Origin of the sequence: Acinetobacter sp. YH12208, assembly GCF_013418055.1 — a bacterium.
GTDB classification, from domain to species: domain Bacteria; phylum Pseudomonadota; class Gammaproteobacteria; order Pseudomonadales; family Moraxellaceae; genus Acinetobacter; species Acinetobacter pseudolwoffii.
The window spans coordinates 73,106-99,585 of the sequence record NZ_VPCT01000006.1; the positions used below are offsets into that span (position 1 = coordinate 73,106).

24 protein-coding genes are annotated in these 26,480 nt (G+C 45.2%); 11 read left to right on the forward strand and 13 right to left on the reverse strand.

Annotation, left to right across the window (positions count from 1 at the left end; genetic code table 11):
- Positions 1 to 35 precede the first annotated feature (35 nt).
- The 3 genes from ovoA to FTU95_RS07720 all read right to left on the reverse strand — a co-directional run bounded on the left by ovoA (position 36) and on the right by FTU95_RS07720 (position 3,667).
- A complete protein-coding gene (ovoA, locus tag FTU95_RS07710; protein WP_180078085.1) occupies positions 36 to 2,210 on the reverse strand; it encodes a 5-histidylcysteine sulfoxide synthase in 2,175 nt (724 codons plus the stop codon).
- 149 nt (positions 2,211 to 2,359) lie between these two features.
- Positions 2,360 to 3,235, reverse strand: a complete 876-nt coding sequence (locus FTU95_RS07715) for a LysR family transcriptional regulator (protein WP_005095462.1) — start codon at positions 3,233 to 3,235, stop codon at positions 2,360 to 2,362.
- A 195-nt stretch (positions 3,236 to 3,430) separates the two neighbouring features.
- Positions 3,431 to 3,667 (reverse strand): DUF2061 domain-containing protein, encoded by a 237-nt coding sequence (locus FTU95_RS07720; protein WP_005172852.1) that lies wholly within the window; start codon positions 3,665 to 3,667, stop codon positions 3,431 to 3,433.
- 261 nt (positions 3,668 to 3,928) lie between these two features.
- Between FTU95_RS07720 and leuC the strand changes: the two genes are divergently transcribed.
- From leuC to leuB, 4 genes are all read left to right on the forward strand, one after another.
- A complete protein-coding gene (gene leuC, locus FTU95_RS07725) occupies positions 3,929 to 5,362 on the forward strand; it encodes a 3-isopropylmalate dehydratase large subunit (RefSeq protein ID WP_180078087.1) in 1,434 nt (477 codons plus the stop codon).
- Positions 5,363 to 5,467: 105 nt separating this feature from the next.
- Positions 5,468 to 6,118, forward strand: coding sequence for a 3-isopropylmalate dehydratase small subunit (leuD, locus tag FTU95_RS07730; protein WP_005095469.1), 651 nt, complete (start codon positions 5,468 to 5,470; stop codon positions 6,116 to 6,118).
- Positions 6,119 to 6,205: 87 nt separating this feature from the next.
- On the forward strand, positions 6,206 to 6,769 hold the full coding sequence (locus FTU95_RS07735) for a hypothetical protein (RefSeq protein WP_100357560.1): 564 nt from the start codon (positions 6,206 to 6,208) through the stop codon (positions 6,767 to 6,769).
- A gap of 42 nt (positions 6,770 to 6,811) precedes the next feature.
- Complete coding sequence (gene leuB, locus FTU95_RS07740) at positions 6,812 to 7,891, forward strand: 3-isopropylmalate dehydrogenase (RefSeq protein WP_005095472.1); 1,080 nt, start codon at positions 6,812 to 6,814, stop codon at positions 7,889 to 7,891.
- Positions 7,892 to 7,974: 83 nt separating this feature from the next.
- On the opposite strand, the gene FTU95_RS07745 is transcribed toward leuB, so the two are convergent.
- From FTU95_RS07745 to infA, 3 genes are all read right to left on the reverse strand, one after another.
- On the reverse strand, positions 7,975 to 8,379 hold the full coding sequence (locus FTU95_RS07745; protein WP_180078160.1) for a hypothetical protein: 405 nt from the start codon (positions 8,377 to 8,379) through the stop codon (positions 7,975 to 7,977).
- 146 nt (positions 8,380 to 8,525) lie between these two features.
- Positions 8,526 to 8,906 (reverse strand): hypothetical protein, encoded by a 381-nt coding sequence (locus FTU95_RS07750; RefSeq protein ID WP_180078090.1) that lies wholly within the window; start codon positions 8,904 to 8,906, stop codon positions 8,526 to 8,528.
- A gap of 133 nt (positions 8,907 to 9,039) precedes the next feature.
- Positions 9,040 to 9,261 carry a translation initiation factor IF-1 gene (gene infA, locus FTU95_RS07755; protein WP_001284370.1) on the reverse strand — a complete coding sequence of 74 codons (222 nt, stop codon included), beginning with the start codon at positions 9,259 to 9,261 and terminating at the stop codon, positions 9,040 to 9,042.
- A 231-nt stretch (positions 9,262 to 9,492) separates the two neighbouring features.
- On the opposite strand from infA, the gene FTU95_RS07760 reads away from it, so the two are divergent.
- Positions 9,493 to 10,500, forward strand: coding sequence for an AraC family transcriptional regulator (locus FTU95_RS07760; RefSeq protein ID WP_005172840.1), 1,008 nt, complete (start codon positions 9,493 to 9,495; stop codon positions 10,498 to 10,500).
- Between the two features lie 90 nt (positions 10,501 to 10,590).
- On the opposite strand, the gene truA is transcribed toward FTU95_RS07760, so the two are convergent.
- The 5 genes from truA to asd form a co-directional block, all read right to left on the reverse strand.
- Entirely contained in the window at positions 10,591 to 11,388 is a 798-nt protein-coding gene (truA, locus tag FTU95_RS07765) for a tRNA pseudouridine(38-40) synthase TruA (RefSeq protein WP_180039689.1), read from the reverse strand.
- A gap of 15 nt (positions 11,389 to 11,403) precedes the next feature.
- Positions 11,404 to 12,372, reverse strand: coding sequence for an asparaginase (locus FTU95_RS07770; protein WP_180078092.1), 969 nt, complete (start codon positions 12,370 to 12,372; stop codon positions 11,404 to 11,406).
- A gap of 47 nt (positions 12,373 to 12,419) precedes the next feature.
- On the reverse strand, positions 12,420 to 13,730 hold the full coding sequence (locus FTU95_RS07775) for a fimbrial protein FimV (RefSeq protein WP_180078094.1): 1,311 nt from the start codon (positions 13,728 to 13,730) through the stop codon (positions 12,420 to 12,422).
- Between the two features lie 67 nt (positions 13,731 to 13,797).
- Complete coding sequence (locus tag FTU95_RS07780; RefSeq protein WP_180078096.1) at positions 13,798 to 15,393, reverse strand: hypothetical protein; 1,596 nt, start codon at positions 15,391 to 15,393, stop codon at positions 13,798 to 13,800.
- A gap of 123 nt (positions 15,394 to 15,516) precedes the next feature.
- Entirely contained in the window at positions 15,517 to 16,635 is a 1,119-nt protein-coding gene (gene asd / locus FTU95_RS07785) for an aspartate-semialdehyde dehydrogenase (RefSeq protein ID WP_180078098.1), read from the reverse strand.
- Positions 16,636 to 16,823: 188 nt separating this feature from the next.
- Here asd and FTU95_RS07790 point away from each other — a divergent pair, with 188 nt between their 5' ends.
- Both FTU95_RS07790 and FTU95_RS15030 read left to right on the forward strand, forming a co-directional pair.
- On the forward strand, positions 16,824 to 17,954 hold the full coding sequence (locus FTU95_RS07790) for an endonuclease/exonuclease/phosphatase family protein (RefSeq protein ID WP_100357555.1): 1,131 nt from the start codon (positions 16,824 to 16,826) through the stop codon (positions 17,952 to 17,954).
- Positions 17,955 to 18,358: 404 nt separating this feature from the next.
- Positions 18,359 to 18,511, forward strand: a complete 153-nt coding sequence (locus FTU95_RS15030) for a GNAT family N-acetyltransferase (protein WP_373688066.1) — start codon at positions 18,359 to 18,361, stop codon at positions 18,509 to 18,511.
- A gap of 195 nt (positions 18,512 to 18,706) precedes the next feature.
- Here FTU95_RS15030 and FTU95_RS07800 read toward each other — a convergent pair whose 3' ends face one another.
- Together FTU95_RS07800 and FTU95_RS07805 are read right to left on the reverse strand one after the other, a co-directional pair.
- Positions 18,707 to 19,642: a hypothetical protein gene (locus tag FTU95_RS07800; protein ID WP_005095497.1), complete on the reverse strand. Its 936-nt coding sequence runs from the start codon at positions 19,640 to 19,642 to the stop codon at positions 18,707 to 18,709.
- 109 nt (positions 19,643 to 19,751) lie between these two features.
- A complete protein-coding gene (locus FTU95_RS07805; protein ID WP_005095500.1) occupies positions 19,752 to 21,650 on the reverse strand; it encodes an ATP-binding cassette domain-containing protein in 1,899 nt (632 codons plus the stop codon).
- 33 nt (positions 21,651 to 21,683) lie between these two features.
- On the opposite strand from FTU95_RS07805, the gene FTU95_RS07810 reads away from it, so the two are divergent.
- From FTU95_RS07810 to topA, 4 genes are all read left to right on the forward strand, one after another.
- A complete protein-coding gene (locus FTU95_RS07810; RefSeq protein WP_005095502.1) occupies positions 21,684 to 21,929 on the forward strand; it encodes a SlyX family protein in 246 nt (81 codons plus the stop codon).
- 273 nt (positions 21,930 to 22,202) lie between these two features.
- Positions 22,203 to 23,201, forward strand: a complete 999-nt coding sequence (locus FTU95_RS07815) for a hypothetical protein (RefSeq protein WP_005172818.1) — start codon at positions 22,203 to 22,205, stop codon at positions 23,199 to 23,201.
- 70 nt (positions 23,202 to 23,271) lie between these two features.
- Positions 23,272 to 23,721 (forward strand): ammonium transporter, encoded by a 450-nt coding sequence (locus FTU95_RS07820; RefSeq protein ID WP_005095506.1) that lies wholly within the window; start codon positions 23,272 to 23,274, stop codon positions 23,719 to 23,721.
- A gap of 30 nt (positions 23,722 to 23,751) precedes the next feature.
- On the forward strand, positions 23,752 to 26,394 hold the full coding sequence (topA, locus tag FTU95_RS07825) for a type I DNA topoisomerase (protein WP_005172815.1): 2,643 nt from the start codon (positions 23,752 to 23,754) through the stop codon (positions 26,392 to 26,394).
- The last annotated feature ends 86 nt before the right edge of the window (positions 26,395 to 26,480 follow it).

The window sequence follows — 26,480 nt, forward strand, 5'->3', positions numbered from 1 at the left end:
CCAATCGAATGATTGGCTTTTTTAGCTTGAAGGCTTTAGTGAGTGCGTCGCCAGATGCTGACTTGCGACAAGCTATGTTGATATTTTCTGGCGGTTTCACGAATAACAAAAGGCACATCCTGAGGCTGGGTCACCAGCTCAAAATGAGCCTTTAATATTTCCGAGATACCCTCTAGCGTAGTGACCTCTCTGTCTGCCTGCTTGAACCCGCCCAGCCATTCATCACGTGCAGTATGTTCTTCCAGCCAGGTATAAGGCGAACTGAGCAGTAGAATTCCACCCATATTTATCCGTTGATGGATCTGCATCAAAAAGTCTTTGGGATGATGCAGCCGGTCAATTAGATTGGCCGCCAGAATAAAATCATAGCCAATAAAATGTGCTTTCAGATTACAGGCATCGGCCTGAAAAAATTCCACTTTAGAGGCAAGCCGATCCAAAGCGAAATCCTTAAGCGAGCAGATTTTCTCTTCGCTTAATTCACCTTCTACGGGGAGCTGATAACGGATTCGGTGACCTTGGGCCAGAAAGACGGCTTGCTGAATAAAGCGTGCAGAAAAATCCAGACCGGTGACCTGATCAAAATAGTGTGTCAGTTCAAAGCTGGCGCGGCCAGTAGCACAGCCAATATCCAGAGCACTTTTACATGCAGTTTCCCGGAAATACGGCTGTGCCAGCTGCACCAATGTTTTGGCAAAATTGGCGATGCCAAAGTATTCGGCGCCGTACTGAAACTCCAGATATTGAGACACCAACTGGTCACTTTCATACTGTGAAGGAAACTGTTGCAAGGCTTGATCAGAGGCGACATAGCGGAAGCCAGCGTGTTGAAAGAAATGCCGTCTAAAAGCATAACGTGAACTGTGCAGGGCTTCATTGCCTGCTGAAATCCAGGAGCCACCTTTAATAATATTATGCCGTCCATCAAAGGTCGGGGTGCTAAAATCATCATAAAGAGGATGCACCTGAAAGCCATGAAACGGATAGATTGGCGTTTCAGTCCATTGCCAGACATTGCCCTGAATATCATAGAAATCGCCCTGCTGAAAATGATCGACCGGGCAGGAACTGGTGCCATATTTCAATTCGATATTGGCCTGTTCAGGACTGGGTAAATCTGGATCCAGGTCTGAAACCGCATACAGGCGATACCATTCATCCTCAGTCGGTAAACGAATGGTTTTTTCAAGCTGTTGCGATTTCCACTGACAAAAGGCTTTGGCTTCATGATAATTTACGTCTACCGGCCAATCCCAGGGCATGGGGACTTCTTCCAGCATCAGGCGCAATGACCAGCCGAGTTCAGTCTTGCGCCAAAAACACGGATGAGTCGCTTGTGAAAATTGTAGCCAGCCTAAGCCTTCTTCACTCCAGTAGTGTCCGGTCTGGTAGCCATCTGCTTCGACAAAGGCCAGAAACTCCTGATTCGACACCAGATATTTTGCAGCTTCAAAGGCTGCAACTTCGGCTTCATGCTGGCCGTATTCATTGTCCCAGCCATAAAAAGGATGGTTAAAATCTTTCTGTAGATGTACCTGGCCTTCAGGCACAGCAATCAAACTATTTTCCGGGGCAATGCCGGTAATGATATTGGCACGCCACTGCGGATGCTGGTGTACATGTTCTAAAGCATGCTGACGAATCAGCACCGATGACGTTTCCAGATGAATCCGTTCATGTTCGATGCCCATAATCAGCGTCCACCACGGATTGTGCCAGTTTAAGGGCAGATTCAGCGGGGCATGCTCAACAATGTTCAGAATCAGCGCGCGTACCTGATGTCGATAATCCCGGACTGCCTGCACAGTCGGCCAGTCATAATGCACTTCATCCAGATCATCCCAACTCATTTCATCAACCCCGATCGCAAAAATACTTTCAAAATGCGGATTCAGACGTTCAGTAATGAGTTTGCTCAGCAGCAGTTTATTGACAAAAAAAGTCGCGGTATGACCAAAATAAAAAATCAGCGGATGACGCAAATTAATTGGCTTGATAAAAAAAGCATCTTCATGCTTGAGGCATTCAAATAACTGCTCATAGGTATCAAAGGTATTCAGGAAGTAATCACGTAGGCTGTGTCGCGCTGTCTGTTCGTCGGCAAAATCAAGCGCAGGTGTAGGCAACAGCATCGGTTTGGCCGAAAGCCATAGGCTGCTAGCATTTGTTTTATCTTGAGAGAGGGGTTTTAGGGGAGAATCGAGCTGCATCCGTCAGGCTCCATCGAATAATTTTAAGTATTCCTCTGCATCGCAAAAGAATAGATTTATCTTAAAAATACGCGAAAGAAATCCCCAGATGGGTGTATTTAGGTAACAAAATGCTGCACTGTTTTGAATGCAGCATTTTTAGAAATGAATTAAAGAGGCAGGGAACTACTTTGCATAAGTTGAACCAGAGCTTGCGCCGCTTTGGACTGAGTACGACCCGGATGCCAGACCATGCCTAGCCGGCGGTTCATTTCCAGATTGATATCCAGCTGATGCAGATCGTGATTGACCAGAGTTTTTGGCAGCACAGACCAGCCGAGACCAATGGATACCAGCATGCGGATTGATTCCAGCGGATTATTGCTCATGCTGACTTTTGGTTTAATGCCCTGTTTTTCAAACTCGGCCAAAGTAATCTGTGAGGTATAGGTTTGTGAAGACGGTAGCAGGCTCGGGTAATTCAGCAAATCTTCCAGGCACAGATTTTTTTGCTGGGCCAGTGGATGAAAGGGTGCAACTACAAAGACCAGAGGATCATTCCAGATGGTGACATAATTCAGACGTGCATCGCCCCGTGGCGGCAAGGTTAAAAATGCCAGTTCCAGATCGCCGGCAATGACTTGTTCGTGCGCCTGCTCGGAATCGACAAAATGTACATCCAGCCTTACATCCGGATATTCCTGTACATAACGGCGCAAATGACTCGGAAGATGATGCAGGCCAATATGATGGCTGGTGCCGATTTTCAATTTTCCCTGTACCTGACCCTGTTCATGGCTCAAGGTATAATGAATATCACCGAGTTCATTCAGCCAGTTTTTCACTTTAGGCAATAGCGAATGCGCGGCATGGGTGGCTTGTACACCACGTCCGGCGGATTCAAACAGTTTGACCCCAAAATATTCTTCCAGACTGTGAATACGTTTGGTGACGGCAGGCTGGGTAATAAAAAGCTGATCTGCGGCCAGAGAAATCGAACCAGTTTCCATGACTTTTACGAAGGCTTCAAAAGCTGCGAGATTCATCTTAATCACCTATAAAGAATTTTTATGTGTAATTATATTATTGTTATTTTTTAAGAATAAATCAAAGCATAATTCGCTTGTTTGTATTGCATTGCTGCATTACTAAACATTTTCAAAGCCTTAGGATTTAAATAGCGTCAAAAAAAGACCCTCTTGGATGAGATGGTCTTTGGTCAGGAACATCGACAGAAAAGATCAGGCGGTGATGTCCTCATTCTGCTGTTCGATATTGCGCTCCCAAATTTTTTCGTGGAAGAAGAACGCAACTGCCTGTACTGTGGGTTCCAATAAACTTAAGGCAATTGCCATGGCCAAACTGCCAGTCACCAAATAACCGACAATCATCGCCACCGTGATGTGCATAATGTAATAGCTGAAGGTCTTTTTAAACATACGCTGATTATTGTCTACAAAACGTTGGATATGTGCCATGTCGAAGTTCCTCAAAATATAAATCTCTGTCTATGCAGGAATAATAATAATTCTCATTTAATTTGTAAAAACGAATATTTTTAATAAATTGATCGGAAAAGTAGATTTATGGGAATGCAGCGAAATCATGATTTTATTCAGCTTTTGAAAGATTCCAAAAAGTTTTTTAACTAATAAAAATGATAAATTAGATTTATGTGACAGCAGCGATATAATCAAAATCAGAGCAAGAATTTACCCAGTCCAGTGGAGTACATCGACATGGCAGGCGCAACCCAAACAGCAAAAACATTATATGATAAATTGTGGGATGACCATTTAGTAACACAACGTGATGATGGTTCTGCCTTACTGTACATCGACCGTCACTTATTACATGAAGTAACGTCGCCACAGGCATTTGAAGGTTTACAACTCGCCGGGCGCAAGCCATGGCGTTTAAGCGCAAACATTGCTACACCAGATCATAACGTACCCACCTCGAAAAAAGAGCGTGAACAGGGTGTTGCCGGCATTGAAGATGAAACTTCGCGCATTCAGGTACAAACCTTGGACGACAACTGCAAGACCTTTAATATTGTTGAATTTGATATTAATGATATCCGTCAGGGGATTGCGCATGTGGTTGGGCCTGAGCAAGGTTTAACCTTGCCGGGCATGACCGTGGTCTGTGGTGACTCACATACTGCGACCCATGGTGCTTTCGGTTGTTTGGCGCATGGTATCGGTACTTCAGAAGTTGAACATGTATTGGCGACCCAATGCCTGGTTCAAAAGAAGATGAAAAACATGTTGGTACGCGTTGACGGCAAATTAGGTCAGGGCGTGACACCGAAAGATGTGGTCTTGGCGATTATCGGCAAGATTGGTACAGCAGGGGGTACTGGTCATGCGATTGAATTTGGCGGTCAGGTGTTCCGTGACATGTCGATTGAAGGTCGTATGACCGTGTGTAATATGGCAATCGAAGCCGGTGCACGCGTAGGTATGGTCGCTGTCGATGACAAAACCATCGAATATGTTAAAGGCCGTCCTTATGCACCGACTGCAGAACAGTGGGATCAGGCCGTAGTGTATTGGAATACCTTACATTCGGATGAAGATGCACACTTTGATACAGTTGTGGTCTTGCAAGGCGAAGAGATCGAGCCGCAAGTGTCTTGGGGAACCTCTCCTGAAATGGTGATTCCAGTGTCTCAGACAGTACCAACTTTGCAACAAGCCAAAGACGAAGTACAACGCAATGACTGGAACCGTGCTTATCAATATATGGGTTTAAATGCCGGGCAGGCCTTGGCTGAAATTCAATTAGACCGTGTCTTTATTGGCTCATGCACCAACTCGCGTATTGAAGATATCCGTGCTGCGGCTGAAGTGATCAAAGGTCGTAAAGTTGCGGCAAGCATCAAGCAGGCGATGGTGGTTCCGGGTTCGGGTCTGGTCAAGGCCCAGGCAGAAGCTGAAGGCCTGGATAAAGTGTTTGTAGAAGCCGGCTTTGAATGGCGTGAACCAGGTTGTTCAATGTGTCTGGCAATGAATGCTGACAAGTTACAACCGGGCGAGCATTGTGCATCGACGTCTAACCGTAACTTTGAAGGTCGTCAGGGCAATGGCGGTCGTACGCATCTGGTCAGTCCTGCAATGGCAGCCGCCGCGGCAATTGCCGGTCACTTTGTTGACGTGCGTAGTTTCTAAAAATCCCCCTCAGTCCCCCTTTTAGAAAAGGGGGAAGTTCCCCTCTTTAATAAAGAGGGGGTTAGGGGAGATTTAAAGTGATGACATTCTTTAGGAATAAAGACAATGAAAAAATATACCGTTGAACAAGGTATCGTTGCACCATTAGACCGGGCCAATGTCGATACCGATTTAATTATTCCAAAACAGTTTTTGAAATCGATCAAACGTAGTGGTTTCGGTGCGAATTTATTTGATGAATTGCGTTATCTGGATGAAGGCTATTTGGGTCAAGACAACTCAAAACGACCTTTAAACAAGGATTTTGCATTAAACCAACCTCGTTATCAAGGCGCGAGCATTTTGATTTCACGTGCCAACTTTGGTTGTGGTTCTAGCCGTGAACATGCGCCATGGGCATTGGAGGAATATGGTTTCCGTACCGTGATAGCACCAAGCTATGCTGACATTTTCTATAACAACAGCTTTAAGAATGGCATGTTGCCTGTGATTTTGTCTGAAGAGATTGTTGATCAGTTATTCAAAGAATGCCTTGCAACTGAAGGTTATCAACTCACCATCGATTTGGACGCACAAGAAGTACGCACACCAAATGGTGAAAGCTTTCAATTTGAAGTCGATCCATTTCGTAAGCATTGCCTGTTAAATGGTCTGGATGATATTGGTTTAACTTTACAAGCTGCGGATGACATTCGTGCTTATGAGGAAAAAACCAAACAATCACGTCCATGGGTATTTGCCGAAATTCAGGGCTAAATCAGCGAAAATTGTCATAGCATGACTGCGATGCCCTTGCTAATATCGGAAGATTATTGGGTTTTTTGATTGGGTAAGACAGACATTATGGCGAATTATTGGAAACAGTGGCTTGCTTTAAGTACGGTGTCGGTGCTGATGACTGCATGTCAAAGCATCGATACCATGAAGCTCAAACATGCCAAAGAAAATGCCGAAAGCAAAAACAATGCGTTGATTTACTGTAAAGGAACATCGGATTGCCAGTTCGAGCGCTTAAACCAGACCATCATTGTCAATAACGACAATGGCCGCCTCAGTAATGAGGCGCGAAAGCAAAAACTGGTACGTTTGCAGGCTAAGAATTTGAATCAGGCCAATCCGATTTACTTGTCAGTACCCGCAGGACAGCATGAATTAGTCGTCCGTTTTTATCCAATCAGTAAGGATAAAGCGGAAATTTTACATGTGTTTCATCGCTTTCAGGTCAACAAAACTTATACCTTGAAAATGTTCCGCGACCGTAGTGCGCGTAGCAGCAGTTTATTAAATGCCTCTGCACCTGATCCGCTTTGCGTGGATTTATTGCAAGAGCAAAAAACCATTCGTCGTTTTTGCAAACCTTATAATGTGGTCAACGGCATTGCAGAGTTTGTAGAAAAGAAAATTTAACCTTTGTCAGGTCTGAATCTGACGCTTTAAACGGAAAATCTCATGTCTAAACAAATTTTGATTTTAGCTGGTGATGGCATCGGTCCTGAAATTGTCAAAGCGGCAGAGCAGGTACTGGATCGTGTAAATGAAAAGTTTAATCTCGATTTGACATGGGAACAGGGTTTACTCGGTGGTGCGGCAATTGATGCCCACGGTTCACCATATCCTGAAGTGACCTCGGAACAGGCCAAAAAAGCCGATGCAATTTTATTGGGCGCCGTCGGCGGGCCAAAATGGGATACGATCGAGCGCTCAATCCGTCCGGAACGCGGTTTATTAAAATTACGTAGCGAACTGAACCTGTTTGCCAACTTGCGCCCAGCGATTCTCTATCCACAATTGGCTGATGCTTCAAGCCTGAAACCTGAAATCGTGGCAGGTCTGGATATCCTGATCGTGCGTGAATTGACGGGTGGTATTTATTTCGGTCAGCCACGTGGGATCCGTGAATTGGAAAATGGCGAGAAGCAAGGTTATAACACGGATGTGTATTCAGAATCTGAAATCAAACGCATTGCCAAAGTTGCCTTTGAAATGGCGAAGCTGCGCGGTGCCAAGGTCTGTTCAGTGGATAAAGCCAACGTACTTGAAGTCACTGAGTTGTGGAAACAAACCGTTACTGCGTTGAAAGAAGAACAGTATCCAGAAATTAACTTGTCACATATGTATGTCGACAATGCTGCGATGCAACTGGTGCGCGCGCCAAAACAATTTGATGTGATTGTCACCTCTAACCTCTTCGGTGATATCTTGTCTGACGAAGCAGCGATGCTTACCGGTTCAATCGGCATGTTGCCATCAGCCTCGCTAGATGAAAATGCTAAAGGCATGTATGAGCCTTGTCATGGTTCAGCCCCTGATATTGCGGGTCAAAACCTGGCGAACCCATTGGCCACAATTTTGTCTGTTGCGATGATGCTACGCTACACTTTCCGTGAAGAAGCTGCAGCCAAAGCGATTGAAGATGCCGTAGGCAATGTTTTGGATCAAGGCTTGCGTACAGCAGATATTATGTCTGAAGGCATGCAGAAAGTCGGTACAGTTGAAATGGGTCAGGCAGTGGTTGCTGCATTGAACTAAGTCTGTTTTGATTAAAAAAATGATTAAAAAACGCAGCTTTGGGCTGCGTTTTTTTATGTCAGATTTCTCGTATCTAGCTCAGGTTAACAGGTTCGACCTGTAGTACGAACTGCGGTTGCAATATTATCTTTGAGTAAGAAGGTGATCTTACATTGCAGATTGACGTCATAGCCACCTGAAGGACTCACAGGAACCGGAATAGGTACAGCACCGCCTGCTGCCGGAAACTGTGCTACAGGCAAAGGAATTGCAACAGGGCGCTGTACCACATAGCTTAATTGCTGGGCACTGAGTTCAGGCCCACTGAACTGCTGATAACCTAAACGTTTTAGATCTAGAGTTTGATCGATCAGCTGGCTACTTTGTCCAATAAACTGCTGCAAATAGGCTTCGCGGTCAGATTGGCCCATATTGGGGGAATGTGCACAGCCCGCTATTAAAACACTGGCCAAAATACCGAGCGATAGTTGGAGATAGGAAAATCGCATCATTTCACTCCTGCACAGGAACGACTCATCAATAGTGTAGGCAGGAAGTGTGATTAGTATTGTTGTAATTTGACACGCGGTACAGATGGGAGCGAGAGCTAGCTCAACATCAATCCATCAAAGAAATTGGACTACAGGATGACAGCTTAACAAGCCCTGCCGGTATAGCGAACGGATTGGACAATTTCATCTTTCAACTCAAACCGGATTTGGCATTTCATCTCGATGCTATAACCGCCATTTGAGGGCGTAGGCATTGATGCACCGATCGAAATACTCTGACTAATATTCGGTGTGCCCATCGGAATATTCATGTCCCGGAAAATAGTATAGCTGAGAAACTCTGCTGTCTGAATCGGTTGCTGGGCGGTTTTAAATCCCATTGCACTCAGATCAAGCTGGCTGCGAACCTGTGCGGCAGTTTGACCGACATAGTGTTGTAGCGACTGATTTAGGTGATGTTTGCCGCCTGTGGCACAGGCGACGAGGATTAAGCTGCACAGCAGGACTAAGCACTTCATATTCATGGTTTTTAGACATGTTATTTTAATTAAATGAATAGTCGTGAGTTTATAGTTCAGTGTCAAATTATTTTATTTTTCAATAAAAAATTAAAGCAATAAAAAAGCCACTAAAAGTGGCTTTTGCTTGCGCTAAAACTTAGCGTGCACGATAGGTGATACGACCTTTGGTCAAATCATAAGGTGTCATTTCAACCTTCACACTGTCGCCAGTTAAAATACGGATATAGTGTTTACGCATTTTACCAGAGATGTGGGCAATCACTTCGTGACCGTTCTCTAAACGTACACGGAACATAGTATTAGGAAGCGTCTCGGTGACAACGCCTTCGAACTCGATGAGTTCCTCTTTATTGGCCATAGCCTACCTGAATGAATAAATTGGAAAGGCGCAAATTATAGTCAATTTTTTTGCAAAATACAAGGTGAAACGGGCGTTAGACTGATCATCTGTCAGTAAAATAAGCGAACGATCAGGATAAACTTTTTAACTAAAAAAATGTCGGTTTCTGTTGTCAGTTTGGTCAATCGCAGTTAATCTAAAATTAATCTTTTTAAGTATAAATGAAGTACATACAAGGAAGGCTTTTGAGTGAGTCAGCTAACGGATGCATCAGTCGTATTGCGTTTGGGCTATCAGGCGATTCGTCGTGCGGGTTTGCCGACAGAAGAACTTTTGACCAAAGCAGGAGTTGCTTTAAATCAGGTCGAGGCCAATGACCGTACGCCGCTGAGTGCCCAGTATGCCTTTTGGGTGGCAGCTGAAGAAGTCAGTAAGGACCCGGATATTGGTTTGCATCTGGGCGAACATTTACCACTGTATCGTGGTCAGGTGATTGAACACCTGTTTGTTTCATCTGAAAATTTTGGTGAGGGACTGAAACGTGCCTTGGCCTATCAACGACTGATCAGCGATGCCTTTGCTGCCAAGTTGGTGATCGAAGATGATCGCTGCTATTTAACCAATGGCGAGCAGCCTTTTGCTGAAAGTCTGGTCAATCGTCATTTTACCGAGTGTGCCATGTCGGGTGTACTGCGTTTCTTTAAATTTATTACCGAAGGACGTTTTGAACCGATTTATATCGATTTTAATTTTTCCAAAGGTGCTCCTGACGAGGAATATTTCCGGGTTTATGAGTGTCCGGTCAGCTTAGGTCAAAAAGAAACCCGACTTTATTTCGACCCAAGTATTCTAGAGTTTCCACTGTGGCAGGCTGAACCAGAGCTTTTACAATTACATGAGCAGCTGGCAATTGAAAAACTGCAGGAACTGGCGCGTTATGATCTGGTCGGTGAAGTTCGTCGAGCGATTGGCTCTACTTTGGAAAGTGGCGAAACCACACTGGAAACTGTAGCTGCACAGCTAAACATCACGCCACGTCGCTTAAGAACACAACTGAGTGAAGCACATACCAGCTTTCAACAGATTCTGTCGGATTATCGTTGTCGTCTGGCCAAGCGTTTGCTGGCGAGTACCACTGAAAGTGTTGAAAGAATTGTCTATCTGACCGGATTCTCGGAACCAAGTACGTTTTATCGTGCCTTTAAACGCTGGACCAATGAAACGCCAGTGGAATATCGGAAACGCAAGCAGCGTTAAAAATCCCTCCTAACCTCCCTTTAAAAAGGGAGGAATTCCCCTCCTTTCAGAAGGAGTTAGGGGAGGTAAATATTCTAAAAAATTTAAAAATTATTCCGGCAGATTCAGCCAATGCGGCCCCAACGGTAATTTAGGCAATTCAAACTGCTCCGGATAGTCGGCATGAATAAAATATAAACCATCGGCAGGCGCAGTCACGCCAGCAGCTTTGCGGTCTTCGGCCGCGAAAATACTATCAATATGATCGGCAGCATACATGCCCTGACCAATTTCCAGTAGGCAGCCCATGATATTACGCACCATATGATGCAGAAAGCCATCGGCCTGAATATCCAGTACCAGATACTGACCATGCTGAATCAGACGGCAGTGGCTGACATGGCGCACCGGTTGATTGGATTGGCAGGCTGCAGCACGGAAGCTTTCAAAATTATGTGTACCTTCAAACTTTTTCGCAGACAGCATCATCTGTTCAATATCGAGTGGAGCATAGACATGGGTGACCTGTTTATGCAGCAAGGCAGGTCGCACAGGATGATTATAGACCACATAGCGGTAACGGCGTGCCTGAGCCTTAAAGCGGGCATGGAAGCTGTGATCCATCTCTTTGATCCACTGAATCGAGATATCTTTGGGCAACTGGCTATTGCAACCCATCAGCCAGCCACGTTCAGAACGAATGGCATCGCTATCAAAATGTGCCACCATATTGGTCGCATGTACCCCCGCATCGGTACGTCCGGCACCATGTAGGCTAATCGGTTGATCGGCAACCCGGCTCAGTACCTTTTCAATGGTTTCCTGCACACTTGCAACACCCGGCTGTTGAGTCTGCCATCCCCGATAATGCATCCCACAAAACTCAATTCCCACCGCAAAACGCTGCATAATGACCTCAAAACCTTATTGATCGTACCAATGACGATGCCATTGCTCTATAGTGTCGTATTGTAAATACATTTTCAGTGCTTTTGCATACAGATCCGCATGGCCATAACTTTCATTCAGCAGAATTTTGCAGTGATTGACCCATTCTGCAATGGCATAGCGCTGATCTGTCGCGCCAAAAGGCACTTGGGTGGTCAGTACAGAGAGACAGCCTTGATCATACAGTTGATCAATGAGTGCGATCAGGGCCTCATTGACAGCGAGATTACCCGTGCCAAAACCTTGCAGAAATAAAAAATGCGGTGGTCTGGCTAATAAGCTGTGCAGGTTGTTCAGTTGCTGGGCCAGATCAATCGGTTGCATCATGATACTCATGCAGTTAAATCCAGCGGCTTTCCTAATATCTTCAGCTTTGACTTGATAACACTGCTGACTGGCCTGGATTGTAATATTGGCCTCAAGACCTGAGAAGGCATTTAACTCGGTGGTATGCTGTTTGAGTGCCGTCTGGGCATGTATCAGTTGATGATGAAAAGCCAGATAGACCCCTGCGGTACACATGCTGACAGAATCTAGGGCGAATCTCAGATTATCCAGCGCATCACTAAATTCGCGCTGCTTATTGCCCTGAGCATTCAGCAGCGGATATTGACTACCAGTCAGTACCACATGTGCCGAGTTGCCGAGAAAATGTGCCAGGACTGCACTGGCATAACTCAGCGTATCTGTACCGTGAATAATCACAAAATATTGGATCTTTCGAGATTGTAGTTCTTGAATAAACTGCACCAATTGCAGCCAGTCCGCGGCTGTACAGGCACTACTGTCTTTAATGGCTGGTGCGCGGTGGCATTCAACGAAATATTGGTCTGCGAGTATCTGTTCGAGCTTGGGAATAAATAAATCCGCAGACATCGGGGCAAGTGGATCGCCGACACAGCCGAATGTGCCACCCATATAAATTAATGCAATATTTTTCATCATAAAAAAAGCAGCCAACCCTTGACTGCTTTAGTGTAAATCGAAATGCATCAAGATGCGATTTGATTCAGTAATTGCTCTGCGCGTTGCTGTTGCTCGGCCATATATTCAGCTTCTCGCTCTGCAATGATCTCACGTGCGGCAACATAGGCACCGAGCTGAATATATTGCTGCGCAAGATCCAGATTCAGACTGGCCTCATTGACGTCCAGTAATTCCGGGAAAGATTGTACCAGTGGATCATGTTGGTCTGTTGCTGTTTGAACTGATGTAGCAGGAATGTCGAAAGTAACACCTGTTGCAGCAGGTTTAGTTTCTGCATGATCTAATTTAAAGTCTAGGCCTGATGAAAGGTCTGTCTGTGTCGCAGATTCACTCACAGGTGCAGCAGCAGAAAGACTAGACAGATCAAACTCAATTGCTGGTTCTGAGGTTTTTTCGGCGACAGGCGCTGGAGTTCCTATAGAAAATGAGAAATCCAGAGGCTTGATCTCTTCAGATACAGCAGCCGCTGTTTCTACTGGAGCAGCCTGCTGCAATTCCAGTTTAAAATCTAAAACAGGTGCAGTTTCTGTTGCTGCCGTAGGTGTAGTTTGCACAACAGCAGATGAAGTATCTTGAAATTCAAAATCTACAGCAGGTACCGGAGTTTCTTCGGATTTTGGCGCTATGACCGGCGTAGTTGTCGGTTCAAAATTAAATTCAAGTGGCTGAATATCCGCAACAGGCTCAATTGCTGGAGCTGGCTTGCTTGGTTGAAACTCTTGTTGCAACTGTTCAAATGCCTGCTCATTTGAAGGAGCGGGAGCGACCAGATCAGCAAAGGCATCGGAAGATGCCGAGGTTTCCTGTACAGATGAAGTTTTAAGCTGTGCACTTGAGAAATCAATCGTATCTTGAACAGCAGATAAAGATTGATCAAATTCACGCTGTTTGGCTTCAGCTTGCGCCAGAATCTCATCTAAATTTAAAGAACGGATATGGTTGAGCAGTTGTGAAATCGCAAACTCATCTTTCTGTAAGATATGAATATCTAACAACAGCAGATAGAGCTCATGCTGGGAATTGTCGCGATTCAATGCCTGATTAATCTGTGCTTCGGCCGCAAAAAAATTACGTTCCTGAATCAGGCCTTCAATTTTCTTGCGTGTTTCTGCTGATAATGGCGTTGCTGATTTTTTTGTGACCCCGACTGGCTCCACTACTTTGGTTCTTTGTGGAGCAGCTTTTGAAGCAGAGCCAGGTTTTTTCGCTTTTACCGTTTTAGTTTTTGCTTTATCTGATTCTTGAGCATCTTGTCGTTTTTTAAAGACAATTAATACGATGATCAATATCACTAATGGAATCACATAAATCAGCATGTTTTACCCCTTGAGGATAGAGTGTATTCAATGTTCACTCATCCCAATAAATCGTCATGTGTAACTTTTAATTAACTGGCTTCTTATCTGCTTGTTGGGCTTTAAGCTGTTGTTGCAGCTGGGCCAGACGCGCATTTAATAATTGAATTCTGTGATCCTTCTGATTGAGTGCCAATTCTAATTCGGTTACGTTTCTCTGTAATTTAACGGTTTTTTCTCGGGCTGTCATAACTTTTAATGACGATTCCTTCGATGTTTGATTGTGTTCTGTGTTCTGGTTTGCAGAAAGCTGTCCGGAATCGTGCTGGTTCTCAGCAACCAGACTCATTTCAGCCTGATTCAGACGGTATTTAGTTTTGGTAGCAGGCTGAGAAGGTGTCTGTGCCTGCTTGGCGGCGGTGACTTTGATCGGAGCAGTTACACTACTCATCATAGCTAAATTCAGTGCTGCACCTTTGCGTAAACGATTGGCATTTCCTCCGATAAAGGCATGTTCATTGTTTTGCTTGATTTGCTGCATCACTTCATTAACCGGACGTTGCTGTTCTGCTGCAATTCGTGATGCGATTCCCCACAGCGACTCATTGGACTGAACCATATAAGTGGGTTGAGCTTGGGCTGAGGCACTCTTGGCTGGTGTAACTTTTGTTGTAATTGGAGCTGGGGTCTGTACAGGAGGAGTTGAGCCAGCCGATTTTCTGGCCTGTTCCTCGGCAAATTTCTTGACCAATGGATCGCTGGAAGCGCTTTGATGTTCAGAACCAGTCTCAGCCGGTTTTTGCATAGATACTTTATTTTGCTCTGGAGAAACATGATCTGCTGATAACTTGCTCGCTGGCGTATTTGCAGATACAGACTGTGCCGGCGTTGGTTTTACTGTAACAACAGGCGAGGATGGAATCGGCTGCGAAGTATGATGCGTTGAATCTGAAGTGGCCGATGCTGGAGTTTTAACCGTAGTTTGAGTATTGGCAGCAGTTACAGACTCGCTTTTAATTGTAGGAGCGATAGATTGCGCCGGAATCGATGGTGCTGCTGGCGCGAGTGTAGCTTGAGGAATTGAACTGCTAGACAATGTCGGCGGACTAACATGTTGCACAGCCAGCGGCTTTTCTAAAACCGGTTGCTTATTTGAAGTGGCTGGAGAGCTGTTGTAATGGGTAGTCACTGGCAGGTTTAAAGCAATATCTTTTTCACTGACCATGACAACTGGCGCAAGTGGGCGTTCATTCTGTTTTAGACTGGCTTTTAATAAATCGGTTTTCGCTTGCAAAGGCGTGCGGATATGTTGCAAACGTGCAGCATTGCCTTCCTTAATTTTGACAATGATATTCAGTTCCCGATCGGTTATTGGTCGAGACGATGTAATGGTAATGACTCCGGTGCCATTACTACTACGCCGGGTGAAAAAGTTCAGATGACCAGGCGGTTGATGTGATGCACCCATCGAGATTAAATCTTCAGGCGAAGCCAGACTCACCTCAATCGGTAAATTCATATCAGATTGTCGAAAGGTCATTTCAGCATAGAGTAACTCTCCAGGCGCAGACTGGATCTGAACCGGATCTACGTTAATCGCATAAATATTCTGTGAAGCAACAATGGCTAAAATGGCAAGCTTTAATTTGTTATATACAGTCATCTTAATTGTGAGCTCAGTCATTATCGCATAGCGAAAATTATAGATTAACGGGATGTTTCTTTTTTGTAAAATACTTACGCAATAGTTACATAAAAAAGCCGATCAATAAAGATCGGCTTTTTGTTTTATATCCATCTCGGGATATTAAACGTTTTTATAATCAATCAGGATGCGCAGCATACGGCGTAATGGTTCAGCAGCGCCCCAAAGCAATTGGTCACCGACAGTGAATGCACCCAAGTATTCTTTACCCATGTTGAGCTTGCGTAGACGGCCGACTGGAACGCTTAAAGTACCTGTTACAGCAACAGGCGTCAGATCAGTCATGGATGCTTCACGAGTATTTGGAACCACTTTAGACCAGTCATTGGCACGTGCAATGATGTCTTCGATTTCATCCAAAGGTACATCTTTTTTCAATTTCAGGGTTAATGCCTGAGAGTGACAACGCATGGCACCAATACGCACGCAGTGACCATCAATTGGCACGATCTGCTGATTGCCCAGAATCTTGTTGGTCTCGACCTGACCTTTCCATTCTTCTTTCGACTGGCCGCTTTCCAGTTGCTTATCGATATAAGGAATGAGTGAACCAGCCAAAGGCACACCAAAGTTTGCAGACGGGAAGCCTTCACCACGTTGTAATTCAGCAATTCTAGAGTCGATATCCAGAATTGGAGAACGCGGATCATCAAGCAACTCTTTGGTATTGTTATATAAATATCCCATACCATTGATCAGTTCACGCATGTTTTGCGCGCCTGCACCTGAAGCGGCCTGATACGTCATTGAAGTTGCCCATTCCACCAGATTGTTCTGGAATAGACCGCCCAAGCCCATCAGCATCAAGGAAACTGTACAGTTACCGCCGACAAAAGTCTTGGTGCCTTTGACCAGACCATCTTTGATCACATGCATGTTGACCGGATCAAGTACGATGATGGCTTCATCATCCATACGTAAGGTCGATGCTGCATCAATCCAGTAACCATTCCAGCCTTCAGCTTTCAGTTTTGGGAAAACCTCAGAGGTATAGTCGCCACCTTGACAGGTAATAATGACATCCATCTGCTTCAGACTGTTAATATCTGATGCATCCATAAGTGCTGGGGCAGTCTTACCACCAAATGCTGGCGCTTCACCGCCTGCATTACTGGTAGAGAAATAAAATGGCTCAAAATGAGCAAAATCATTCTCTTCAACCATACGTTGCATTAGGACGGAACCGACCATCCCGCGCCAACCGACCAGACCTACTCTCATGTCACTTTGCCTCGGTGCGTTAAAAATTCTAAAGGGATTCGAGTGTATCAAAAAGGGACTCAACTGCAAGTGCTACATAATCAAAACATCAATATTCTTGAGCGAAATATCTGCTTTATGATACATACAAAATTGATAACGTCATTTTTCTTTCAGAAAAAATAATAACTTAATTAAGAGCACGCTTTATGATATGGGTTATCCAAATTGTGGCAATCATTGTCATTTGGTTAAGTTTCTGGTCACTGATCCCACGCGATGAATGGTGGATTCGAGGTGCGGATTTTCCACGCTTACAAATTCTGGTCTTGGGCTTTATTGCCTTTGTGCTGTTTTTGGTGGTGGAACATCCCTGGACTGTCTTGAATCAGCTGATTTTTGTGGCCCTGATTGCGGCTTTGGCTTATCAGCTAAAAATGGTATTGCCCTATACCTTTATCTGGAAAAAACAGGTCAAGCAGGTCAAACAGGATCAACTGGATCCGCAGCGGCAAATCTCCCTGATTGTTTCGAACGTACTGACCACCAATACTCAATATCATCGACTGATTGAACAGATCCAGACCCATCAGCCAGACTTGGTGTTAACGCTGGAAACGGATCAAACCTGGCAAAATGAACTGTCGGTGATTGAAGCAGATTATCCTTATCGTGTGCCTGTGCCTTTGGATAACCTGTATGGCATGCACCTGTATAGTAAACTGGAACTTCGCAATACCCAGGTCAAGTTTATTTTAAGCGACGAGATTCCGTCCATTCATACCACAGTGATTTTAGGCTCAGGACAGCCGGTGCAGCTGTACTGCCTGCACCCGAAACCACCGAGCCCAACTGAAGCCAAGGATTCTACTTTACGTGATGCGGAATTGTTAATTGTCGGGGATCAGATCAAAGATTTAGATGAAAGTTGCATCGTCATGGGGGATCTGAATGATGTGGCCTGGTCTCGTACTACGCGGCTGTTTCAGCGCATTAGCGGACTGCTGGATCCACGCGTCGGACGTCATTATGTAAACACCTTTCATGCAGATTATCCTTTTTTTCGCTGGTCGCTCGATCACGTATTTCACAGTACCGATTTTGCTCTGGTCCATATGGAGCGTCTGCCCCATATCGGTTCTGATCATTTTCCGGTTTTTCTGGTTTTACAAACCGGTCGGGTCTTTGAGCATATTCAGGAAGAATTGGAGCAAACCGATGAAGATGAGCAGGAAGCACAAGAGGCCATAGAAGAGGGGATTCAGAAAGCAGAGAAAGAGGAAAAAATAGTGACCGATGAAATTGCCATGGCTTATAAAGATGGCGGCAAAATCTCTTAACTTTTTAAGAGAAAAGTGTAAGAGATTGCTTACATCAGTTTGCGCTTCTTGCGGATGGGCAATCATGAGCAATCCAGGTATTCTAGGTTTATCAGCACAGGGAGTCGAGAAAGGATATTCTCATAAGGAAGACGAAGCTGAATGAAAACATCATGGATATGATGCTGAAAGGGAAATCACAAAAAATAGAACCAATTATAATAGATGAAAGCACAACCTCATTAACCCGGGTTTTACAGGATGTAGAACCCGGGTTAAATTATTTTCAGAGTGAATTTTTTTAAATATTTAATTGATTATTAAAGATAATTTTAGGTTTAAAGCTATATTTTTACAGTGCAGAATGGAAAATGTTATTGCCAGTGATGACTCAGTGAATAGATCAGAAATACTTCAGCTCTATCGTGCCAATCCATGGTCTGGTCACTGCACGTATAAATGGTCAGCTGGTCGGACTGGCGAATGCGATTTCAGATGGCTCTCTGGGGGTGTATTTCCCACACTTATTGATTGATCCGGACTGGCAACGACAAGGCATTGGTCGGCGGATCATGTAAAATATGTGGTAATGTTATTCAGGATTTCATCAGCAGATTTTAGTGGCCGATCAGCAGACAATAGGATTTTATCAGGTCTTAGGCTTCATGCGTGCGGGACTAACGAAAGCTATGTAGATCTATCAAGGTACAGATCATCAACAGGATTTTAAACTATAGGAGCTGTAGCGATTTAAAGTCTAGGATCAAACAGATTTAGTAAATTTCCTTATAACCTTCAGGGCGAGTTTTAAAACGGCGGTGGAACCACATATATTGGGTCGGTGCGATGCGTAGCTGCTGTTCAATTATCAGATTCACGCGAGTAGCATCCTCGACTTCATTCTCACTAGGGAAATTCTCCAGTGCCGGTTCAATCAGTACATGGTAGCGTGGATTTTTGATATCGCCATGACGATAGAAATATAAAGGAATCGCAGCAGCTTTGGTCATTTTCAGTAAACGACGGTGCGCGGTGACGGTTGCCGCCGGTACACCAAAGAAAGGTGCCATCACCCCTTGTTTTAAACCATAATCCTGATCCGGACTGTACCAGATTGCATGGCCTTTTTTCAGATTACGTACCAGACCGCGCATATCATCATGATCAATTTGATGGGCATAAATCGTGGCGCGACAACGGTAAATCAGCATGTCCAAAAGTGGATTATTCTGTGGGCGATACACCACATCCGGTTCAAAATATTGTGCACACAGATATCCACCAGCATCCAGTAAGGTCGAATGCGTGCCTAGTAACAGCATACCCCGGCCTTCGGCTTGAGCATTCTGAATATGTTCCAGTCCTTCAATACTGACGCGATCCTGAAACCATTTCGGACTGTACCAGGCATTTAAGGTTTCAAAAACCCCCAGCATTTGATCGATAAAAACCTGACGCGCATTGTCCTGTATTTGCTCGGCAGACCATTCAGGAAAACAGACTTCCAGATTGCGCAGTGTGGTGTCGCGACGTGAGGGCAGATACTTAAAAGACAGATGGCCCAGCAGATAGGCCAGACGATACTGAATGGCCCATGGTAAAATCGCCAAAATCATCAGGAAAATAATACCCAGCCAATTGCCCCAGTATCGAGGTAACAGGAATGACCATTGAAATTCGCCGGGTTGATATGCAGGCTGGGTACTCATAGAACAATATAGGGCTAAAAGATTAAGTGCAGTCTAACAGAGAAGATTCTTGAAATAAAAAAAAGCATCTGTACGAATACAGATGCTTGAGCAAATACTCGTGGAATATTTAGCCGTTGCTAAGGTTATCCAGCTCTTCCCAACGTTCTAATTTTTCCAGTAACAGTTCATCAATTTCTGATAAACGCTGAGACAGTTGCATGGCTTTATCGGAATCACTGACAAATAAAGAGCCATCAGCCAGTTGTGTATTGATCTCGGCTTGCTCTTTTTCCAGCGCTTCCATTTCAGCCGGAAGTTGCTCGAGCGCGCGTTGATCTTTGTAGCTGAGTTTGACTTTTTTGGCAGCAACGGGTGCGGCTTCAGCTTTGGCCATGGCTTTTTTCACGGCACTTTTTTGATCGACCACGGTTTGATCCGGACGCTGTTCAAGATAATCCTGATAACCACCGACATATTCGTCGATATTGCCTTTACCATCAAAGACCCAAGTTGAGGTCACCACGTTGTCCATAAAGGCACGGTCATGCGAGATCAATAACAAGGTGCCTTTGTAGCCACCGAGCATTTCTTCCAGTAACTCTAGGGTCACCATATCCAGATCGTTGGTTGGTTCATCCATCACAATCAGATTCGATGGTTTCAGCAACAGTTTCGCCAGCAAGATACGGTTGCGTTCACCACCAGACAACGCTTTGACTGGGGTACGTGCACGTTCTGGCGAGAACAGGAAGTCTTGTAAATAGCTATAGATATGACGACGGTTGCCATTCACATCCACGTGGTCAGAGCCTTCAGAAACGTTATCTTTGACCGACTTTTCCAGATCCAGTGCATTACGCAGTTGGTCGAAATAGGCTACTTCCAGCTGTGTACCGGTTTTCACCGTGCCGCCATGCTCAAGCTCGCCCAGAATGGCTTTAATCAGTGTGGTTTTACCGACACCGTTATCACCGACCAGACCGATACGGTCACCGCGTAAAACCAGTGCCGAGAAGTTGTTAATGATCGGTGCATTGTCACCGAATTTCACACTCAGGTTCTCAATCTCAAAGACCAGTTTGCCGGAACGGTTGGCATCCTGAGTCGCCATCGCCACTTTACCTTGTTGCGAACGGCGCGCTTTGGATTCTTCACGCAGTGCTTTTAGAGCGCGAACACGACCTTCGTTACGGGTACGGCGTGCTTTGATGCCCTGACGGATCCAGACTTCTTCTTCAGCCAGCTTTTTATCAAACAGCGCATTCTGCTTTTCTTCAGCTTCCATTTGCATGGCTTTGAGTTCTAAGTAACGTGAATAGTTACCTTCATAACTGCGCAATTGACCACGATCCAGTTCCACAATACGGGTGGCGATGCTATCGACAAAGGCACGGTCATGCGAAATGAATAACAGAGTTAAATTGTTTTGATCGAGCAGGAATTTTTCCAGCCACTCGATACTTTCAACATCTAAATGGTTGGTCGGTTCATCCAGTAATAAGACATCTGGCTGAGTCAGCAAGGCACGTGCCAATAGGACACGACGCTTACGACCACCCGACAAATCGGCAAGATCTGCATCTGGGTCCAGCCCCATTTTGCTTAAAATCGAATTGACCTTGGTTTCCAGCGCCCAGCCATCGAGCTGGTCCATTTTGTGTTGCAGATTGCCCATGCGGTCACAAGCGTCCATATCGCCCAGCACACAGGCTTCACTGGCTGCATGGTAGGCACGCAAAACTTCCGACGCTTCACCGGCACCGTCAGCCACGATATCCGCCACTCGGCCTGAGTCCATCGGTACATCTTGCGCCAGCATCGAAATCGTGATGCCATTTTGTAATGAAACTTCGCCGCTATCCGGCAGTAAACTTCCTTCAATCAGCTTAAGTAAGGTAGACTTACCCTCACCATTACGGCCAATCAAACACACTCGTTCGCCGCGCTCCAAGTTAAAATTCGCGCCGTTGAGCAGGGCGGGTCCACCAAACGCAAGTTGGACATCCCTAAGGGTAATATAGGCCATAATGTTTCCTGAAATCCCCAATGAGGACTTTAAATGACTAAACAACAAAATCTAAATGATCAGGCGTCATTTTCCGCACCCATTGAAGATTTGCAAGTGCGAATTGCATTTTTAGACGATTTAGTTGAACAGTTGAATGATCAGGTGGCTAAACAGACTCTGGAAATTGCCGATCTGAAAAAGCAAATGAGCCTGTTATATCAACGTGTTGAGTCCTCAGACCGCTCTGAAGGAATTGCGGATTTTGATCCAGTTGCTGATCGTCCGCCACATTATTAATTTGCAAGCAATCATTTAATAAAACCCTTATATTTGATAAGGGTTTTTTATTGCAGCTGCTATTTCACCGATGATTCGATTCATTTAATCAGCTCTCAGCCTGGAATCTAGCGATTTCTGACCTGCTTGCAGCAAGATCAAATATGTAATCTTCTACTCGATTGGAATCTGGTAAATCCGCTGCAACCCGAATATTCACCATGAAATTATTTGACCTTTCACTCACTTCCTACTCTAATACTGGCTTTCAGGTACATTTCAGAAGCTTGTCCCATGCATCCAAAAGTTGTTCTACTCGACCTCGAAAATAATTTTCCGACGGCCAAGTTACTGCGTGAAATTGTGACGCATTATTCCAGCCTGTATCTGTTTAATTGTGCCGGAACATTTGAATTTTCATTAGAAGATTTAACCGAGCTGGCCGGCTGGATTGCGAGTGGACAGATCATCATTCTGGATACACCTGAATCGCCCCAGAAAGAATATGAATATGCGGTCATTGTCGGTCAGCTGATGGCGTTGTTGGAGCCGGAAACCGAAGTCGAGTTGATCTCGGCGATGGACAGCAGCGAGATGTTGCAGCAGATGCTGCAAGCCTCTGATATTAAATGTAGCCTGATTCAGATTCAGCCCGATGAAGTCTCTATTCCAGCAGAGCATGTTAAAAATTACCTGCCTAGTCTGGAGGCGATCCGCAACAAACCGGCCTTGCAACTGGTGAAAAAGTACTGTGATGCTCTAGGGAAAATGAGTGGTAAGCCAAATACCTTGGAAACCTTAAAAAATTCAGTTGCCAATATTCTGCACGTCATGCCCGTGAAGGCCCAGCATGTGGTCGGCATGCTGATTAACCTGAAAATTGTCAAACGCTATGATGAGCAGATCAGCTTCCGTAAAAAAGTCCTGAAACAGTGGCTACAGCTCAATCTGGATGAACAAGATCCGCTTGAAAATCCAAAACTGGATCAGGTCATGTCCCGGCTCAAAGTTGATGATGCTCCAGTTGAAGCATTGCAAACTCCAATTCAGTCAGCCCAGCAAGACCTGTTTAAAAACTTTAACCGGATTGATCCAGTGCAACTGGAAGTCGCACGTAAACTGCGCGAACTTCAGGGCGACAAACCCAAGGATATTTATGAATTACGTGATTTGCTAGAGCAGCTCTTTCCTCAATCGGATATCCGTCTGCTGCTGAAAGAGCTAATTGAGAAGGGTTATATTTACTGGAATGGTCACGAAGTTTTATATAGTCATGAAATGTTCTTGAATTAATTTTATCGTGCAAACTTGCGTTTTATATTGTGCTTATGCAACTCTAATAATAGAACATAAAGGTTGAACTATGGAAAACACTGGAATTTGGGTAGCGGTGATCATCATCATTTTTGTCATGGGGTCAATTTTTGGCTTACGTGTCAGCCCAAGAGAAAAAGCGCTTGGCATCATGCGTGACAAAGCCCGCAAAATGGGTCTGCATCCACGTTTGGTGGTTGCACCCGACTGGACCAAAATTCCAAAGGCCACTGAAAGTCGTGCCAGTATGGTTGCGTACTACAGCGTACTCATGCCAGATGCGCGTTTACCCTTGATGCGTGCCCGTGTTGTCGATAATAAACTCGAAATTGTGCAGGGTGATGAGAAATTTAAAGATTTTCCCATTGCATTAAAAGGCATTTATGCTATTGATATGCAGGCCAACTGTGTCGGATTGTATTGGGATGAACATGCTGATTTAAGAGCAGCCCAACTCGACGATATCAAAGCACTATTACACGCTTTGGCTGAACTTTAATTTAGAAATAAACAGGATTAACGGTTAATTATGGCGAACGCTCCTCGGTCCACATCAAAAAGCAGCACAGCAAAGTCTCCCGACGCTGGAAGTAAGCGTGCCTTAGTGATTGTGGAGTCGCCTGCAAAAGCGAAAACAATCAATAAGTACCTTGGTCCAAACTACATCGTAAAATCATCAGTCGGTCATGTCCGTGACTTGCCAACAGGCGGCTCTGCCAAATCGACAGAGAAAAAGCCGGCGACACGCACCAAACTGACAGATGAACAGAAAGCTGAAAAATCACAGAATGCGTTGATTAACCGCATGGGTGTCGATCCGGAACATGACTGGAAAGCCAAATACGAAGTGCTTCCTGGCAAAGAACATGTGGTTGCCGAACTGAAAAAACTGGCAGCGCAAGTCGATGAAGTCTATCTGGCAACGGATATGGACAGGGAAGGGGAAGCGATTGCCTGGCATTTAAAAGAAGTGATTGGCGGCGATGAGTCACGTTATCAACGTGTGGTCTTCAACGAAATTACCAAAAATGCCATTCAGGAAGCCTTTAAGCATCCTTCACGTCTGGACACCAATAAAGTCAATGCCCAGCAGGCACGCCGTTTCCTGGACCGCGTGGTCGGCTTCATGATTTCACCACTCTTGTGGGAAAAGATTGCCCGTGGCCTGTCAGCCGGTCGTGTACAGTCGGTTGCGGTGAAACTGGTGGTTGAACGCGAACGTGAAATTCGGGCCTTTATTCCTGAAGAATACTGGCAGGTGTTTGCCGATACCAAATCGAAAAAAGATGACATCCGTCTGGAAGCAGTCAAGCAAAATGGCAAGACTTTAAAGCTTCGTAATAAAGACGAAACGGATGCACTGTTAAACCTGATTAAAGATGCGGATTATACCGTTTCTGCCCGTGAAGATAAGCCAACCAAAGTCAATCCAAGCGCGCCCTATATCACGTCAACGTTGCAACAGGCGGCCAGTACCCGTCTCGGTTTTTCTGTGAAGAAAACCATGATGCTGGCACAGCGCCTGTATGAAGCCGGTTTCATTACCTATATGCGTACCGACTCGACCTTCCTGAGTGATGATGCGGTAAGCATGGTCCGTGGCCATATCGAATCAGAATTTGGTGAGAAGTACCTGCCGGCCAAACCCAACCGCTATGGCAATAAAGCCGGCGCGCAAGAAGCGCATGAGGCAATCCGTCCATCTACTGTGAGTCTCAAAGGTGACAGTCTGGTCGGTGTGGAGCGTGATGCACAGCGTCTCTATGACTTGATCTGGCGCCAGTTTGTGGCCTGTCAGATGACACCGGCTGAATACCTGTCTTCAACCATTTTAGTCAATGCCAATGGCGTAGAACTGAAAGCCAAAGGCCGGACGCTGGTCTTTGATGGTTTTACCCGGGTGCGTGGTGCCAACAAAGCGGATGACGATATTCTATTACCGGCAGTGAAAGTCGGTGAAGTGCTGAAACTTCAGAAGCTTGATCCATCTCAACATTTCACCAAGCCACCAGCTCGTTTTACTGAAGCCTCACTGGTCAAAGAACTCGAGAAAAAAGGCATTGGCCGTCCATCGACCTATGCTGCAATTATCTCGACCATTCAGGATCGTGGTTATGTGAAGCTCGATAACCGTCGTCTCTTTGCCGAGAAGATGGGTGAGATCGTCACCGACCGTCTGGATGAAAACTTCAATAACCTGATGAACTACGCCTTTACCGCAGATCTTGAAGGTCAGCTGGATAAGGTGGCAGATGGTGAACGTAATTGGAAAGAGCTGTTAGACAGCTTCTACGGCGATTTCAAGCAGCGTTTGACTACGGCACAAGGTGAGAACGGTATGCGCCGTAATCAGCCAGTGGAAGTGGATGCGGTACATTGTAAAGAATGTGAGCGTCCAATGCAGATTCGTACCGGAACCACAGGCGTTTTCCTGGGCTGTTCTGGTTATAACCTGCCACCGAAAGAACGTTGCAAGGGAACCTTGAACCTGACCCCAGTCGAGTCTCTGGCTGCACTGTCTGATGATGATGCGGCCGAAACCGCTGACCTGATGTCGAAGAAACGTTGTCCGGTGTGTGAAACGGCAATGGACAGCTATGTGATTGATGGCGGTCGTAAACTGCATGTCTGTGGCAATAATCCGGATTGTGATGGTTATGAACTCGAAGAAGGTGAGTTTAAGATCAAAGGTTATGATGGCCCAACCATTCCATGCGACAAATGTGATGGCGAAATGCAGCTTAAAACGGGTCGTTTTGGTCCATACTTCGCCTGCAACAGTTGTGACAATACCCGTAAAGTATTAAAGAGTGGTCAGCCGGCACCTCCGCGTGTCGATCCGATCAAGATGGAACATTTGCGCTCGACCAAGCACGATGACTTCTTTGTGCTGCGTGATGGTGCAGCCGGCCTGTTTCTGGCGGCCAGCAAATTCCCGAAAGTGCGTGAAACACGGGCACCCAAAGTTGCCGAGATTCGCTCTGTGGCTGAACAGCTGGATCCGAAATATCAGTTTATCTTGCAAGCGCCTGATACAGATCCGGAAGGTAACCCGACTTTGGTGAAATTCAGTCGCAAGAACCAGTCGCAATATATTGGCTCTGAAAATGCAGAAGGCAAGCAAACCAAATGGTCTCTGGTTTACCAGGATGGAAAATGGGTTGAAGCCTAAATAAAGTTTAAACTTGAAAAAAATGCTGACGAAAGTCGGCATTTTTTATGTCAGAATCATGTGTATAAAAATTTAAAATAATAGCT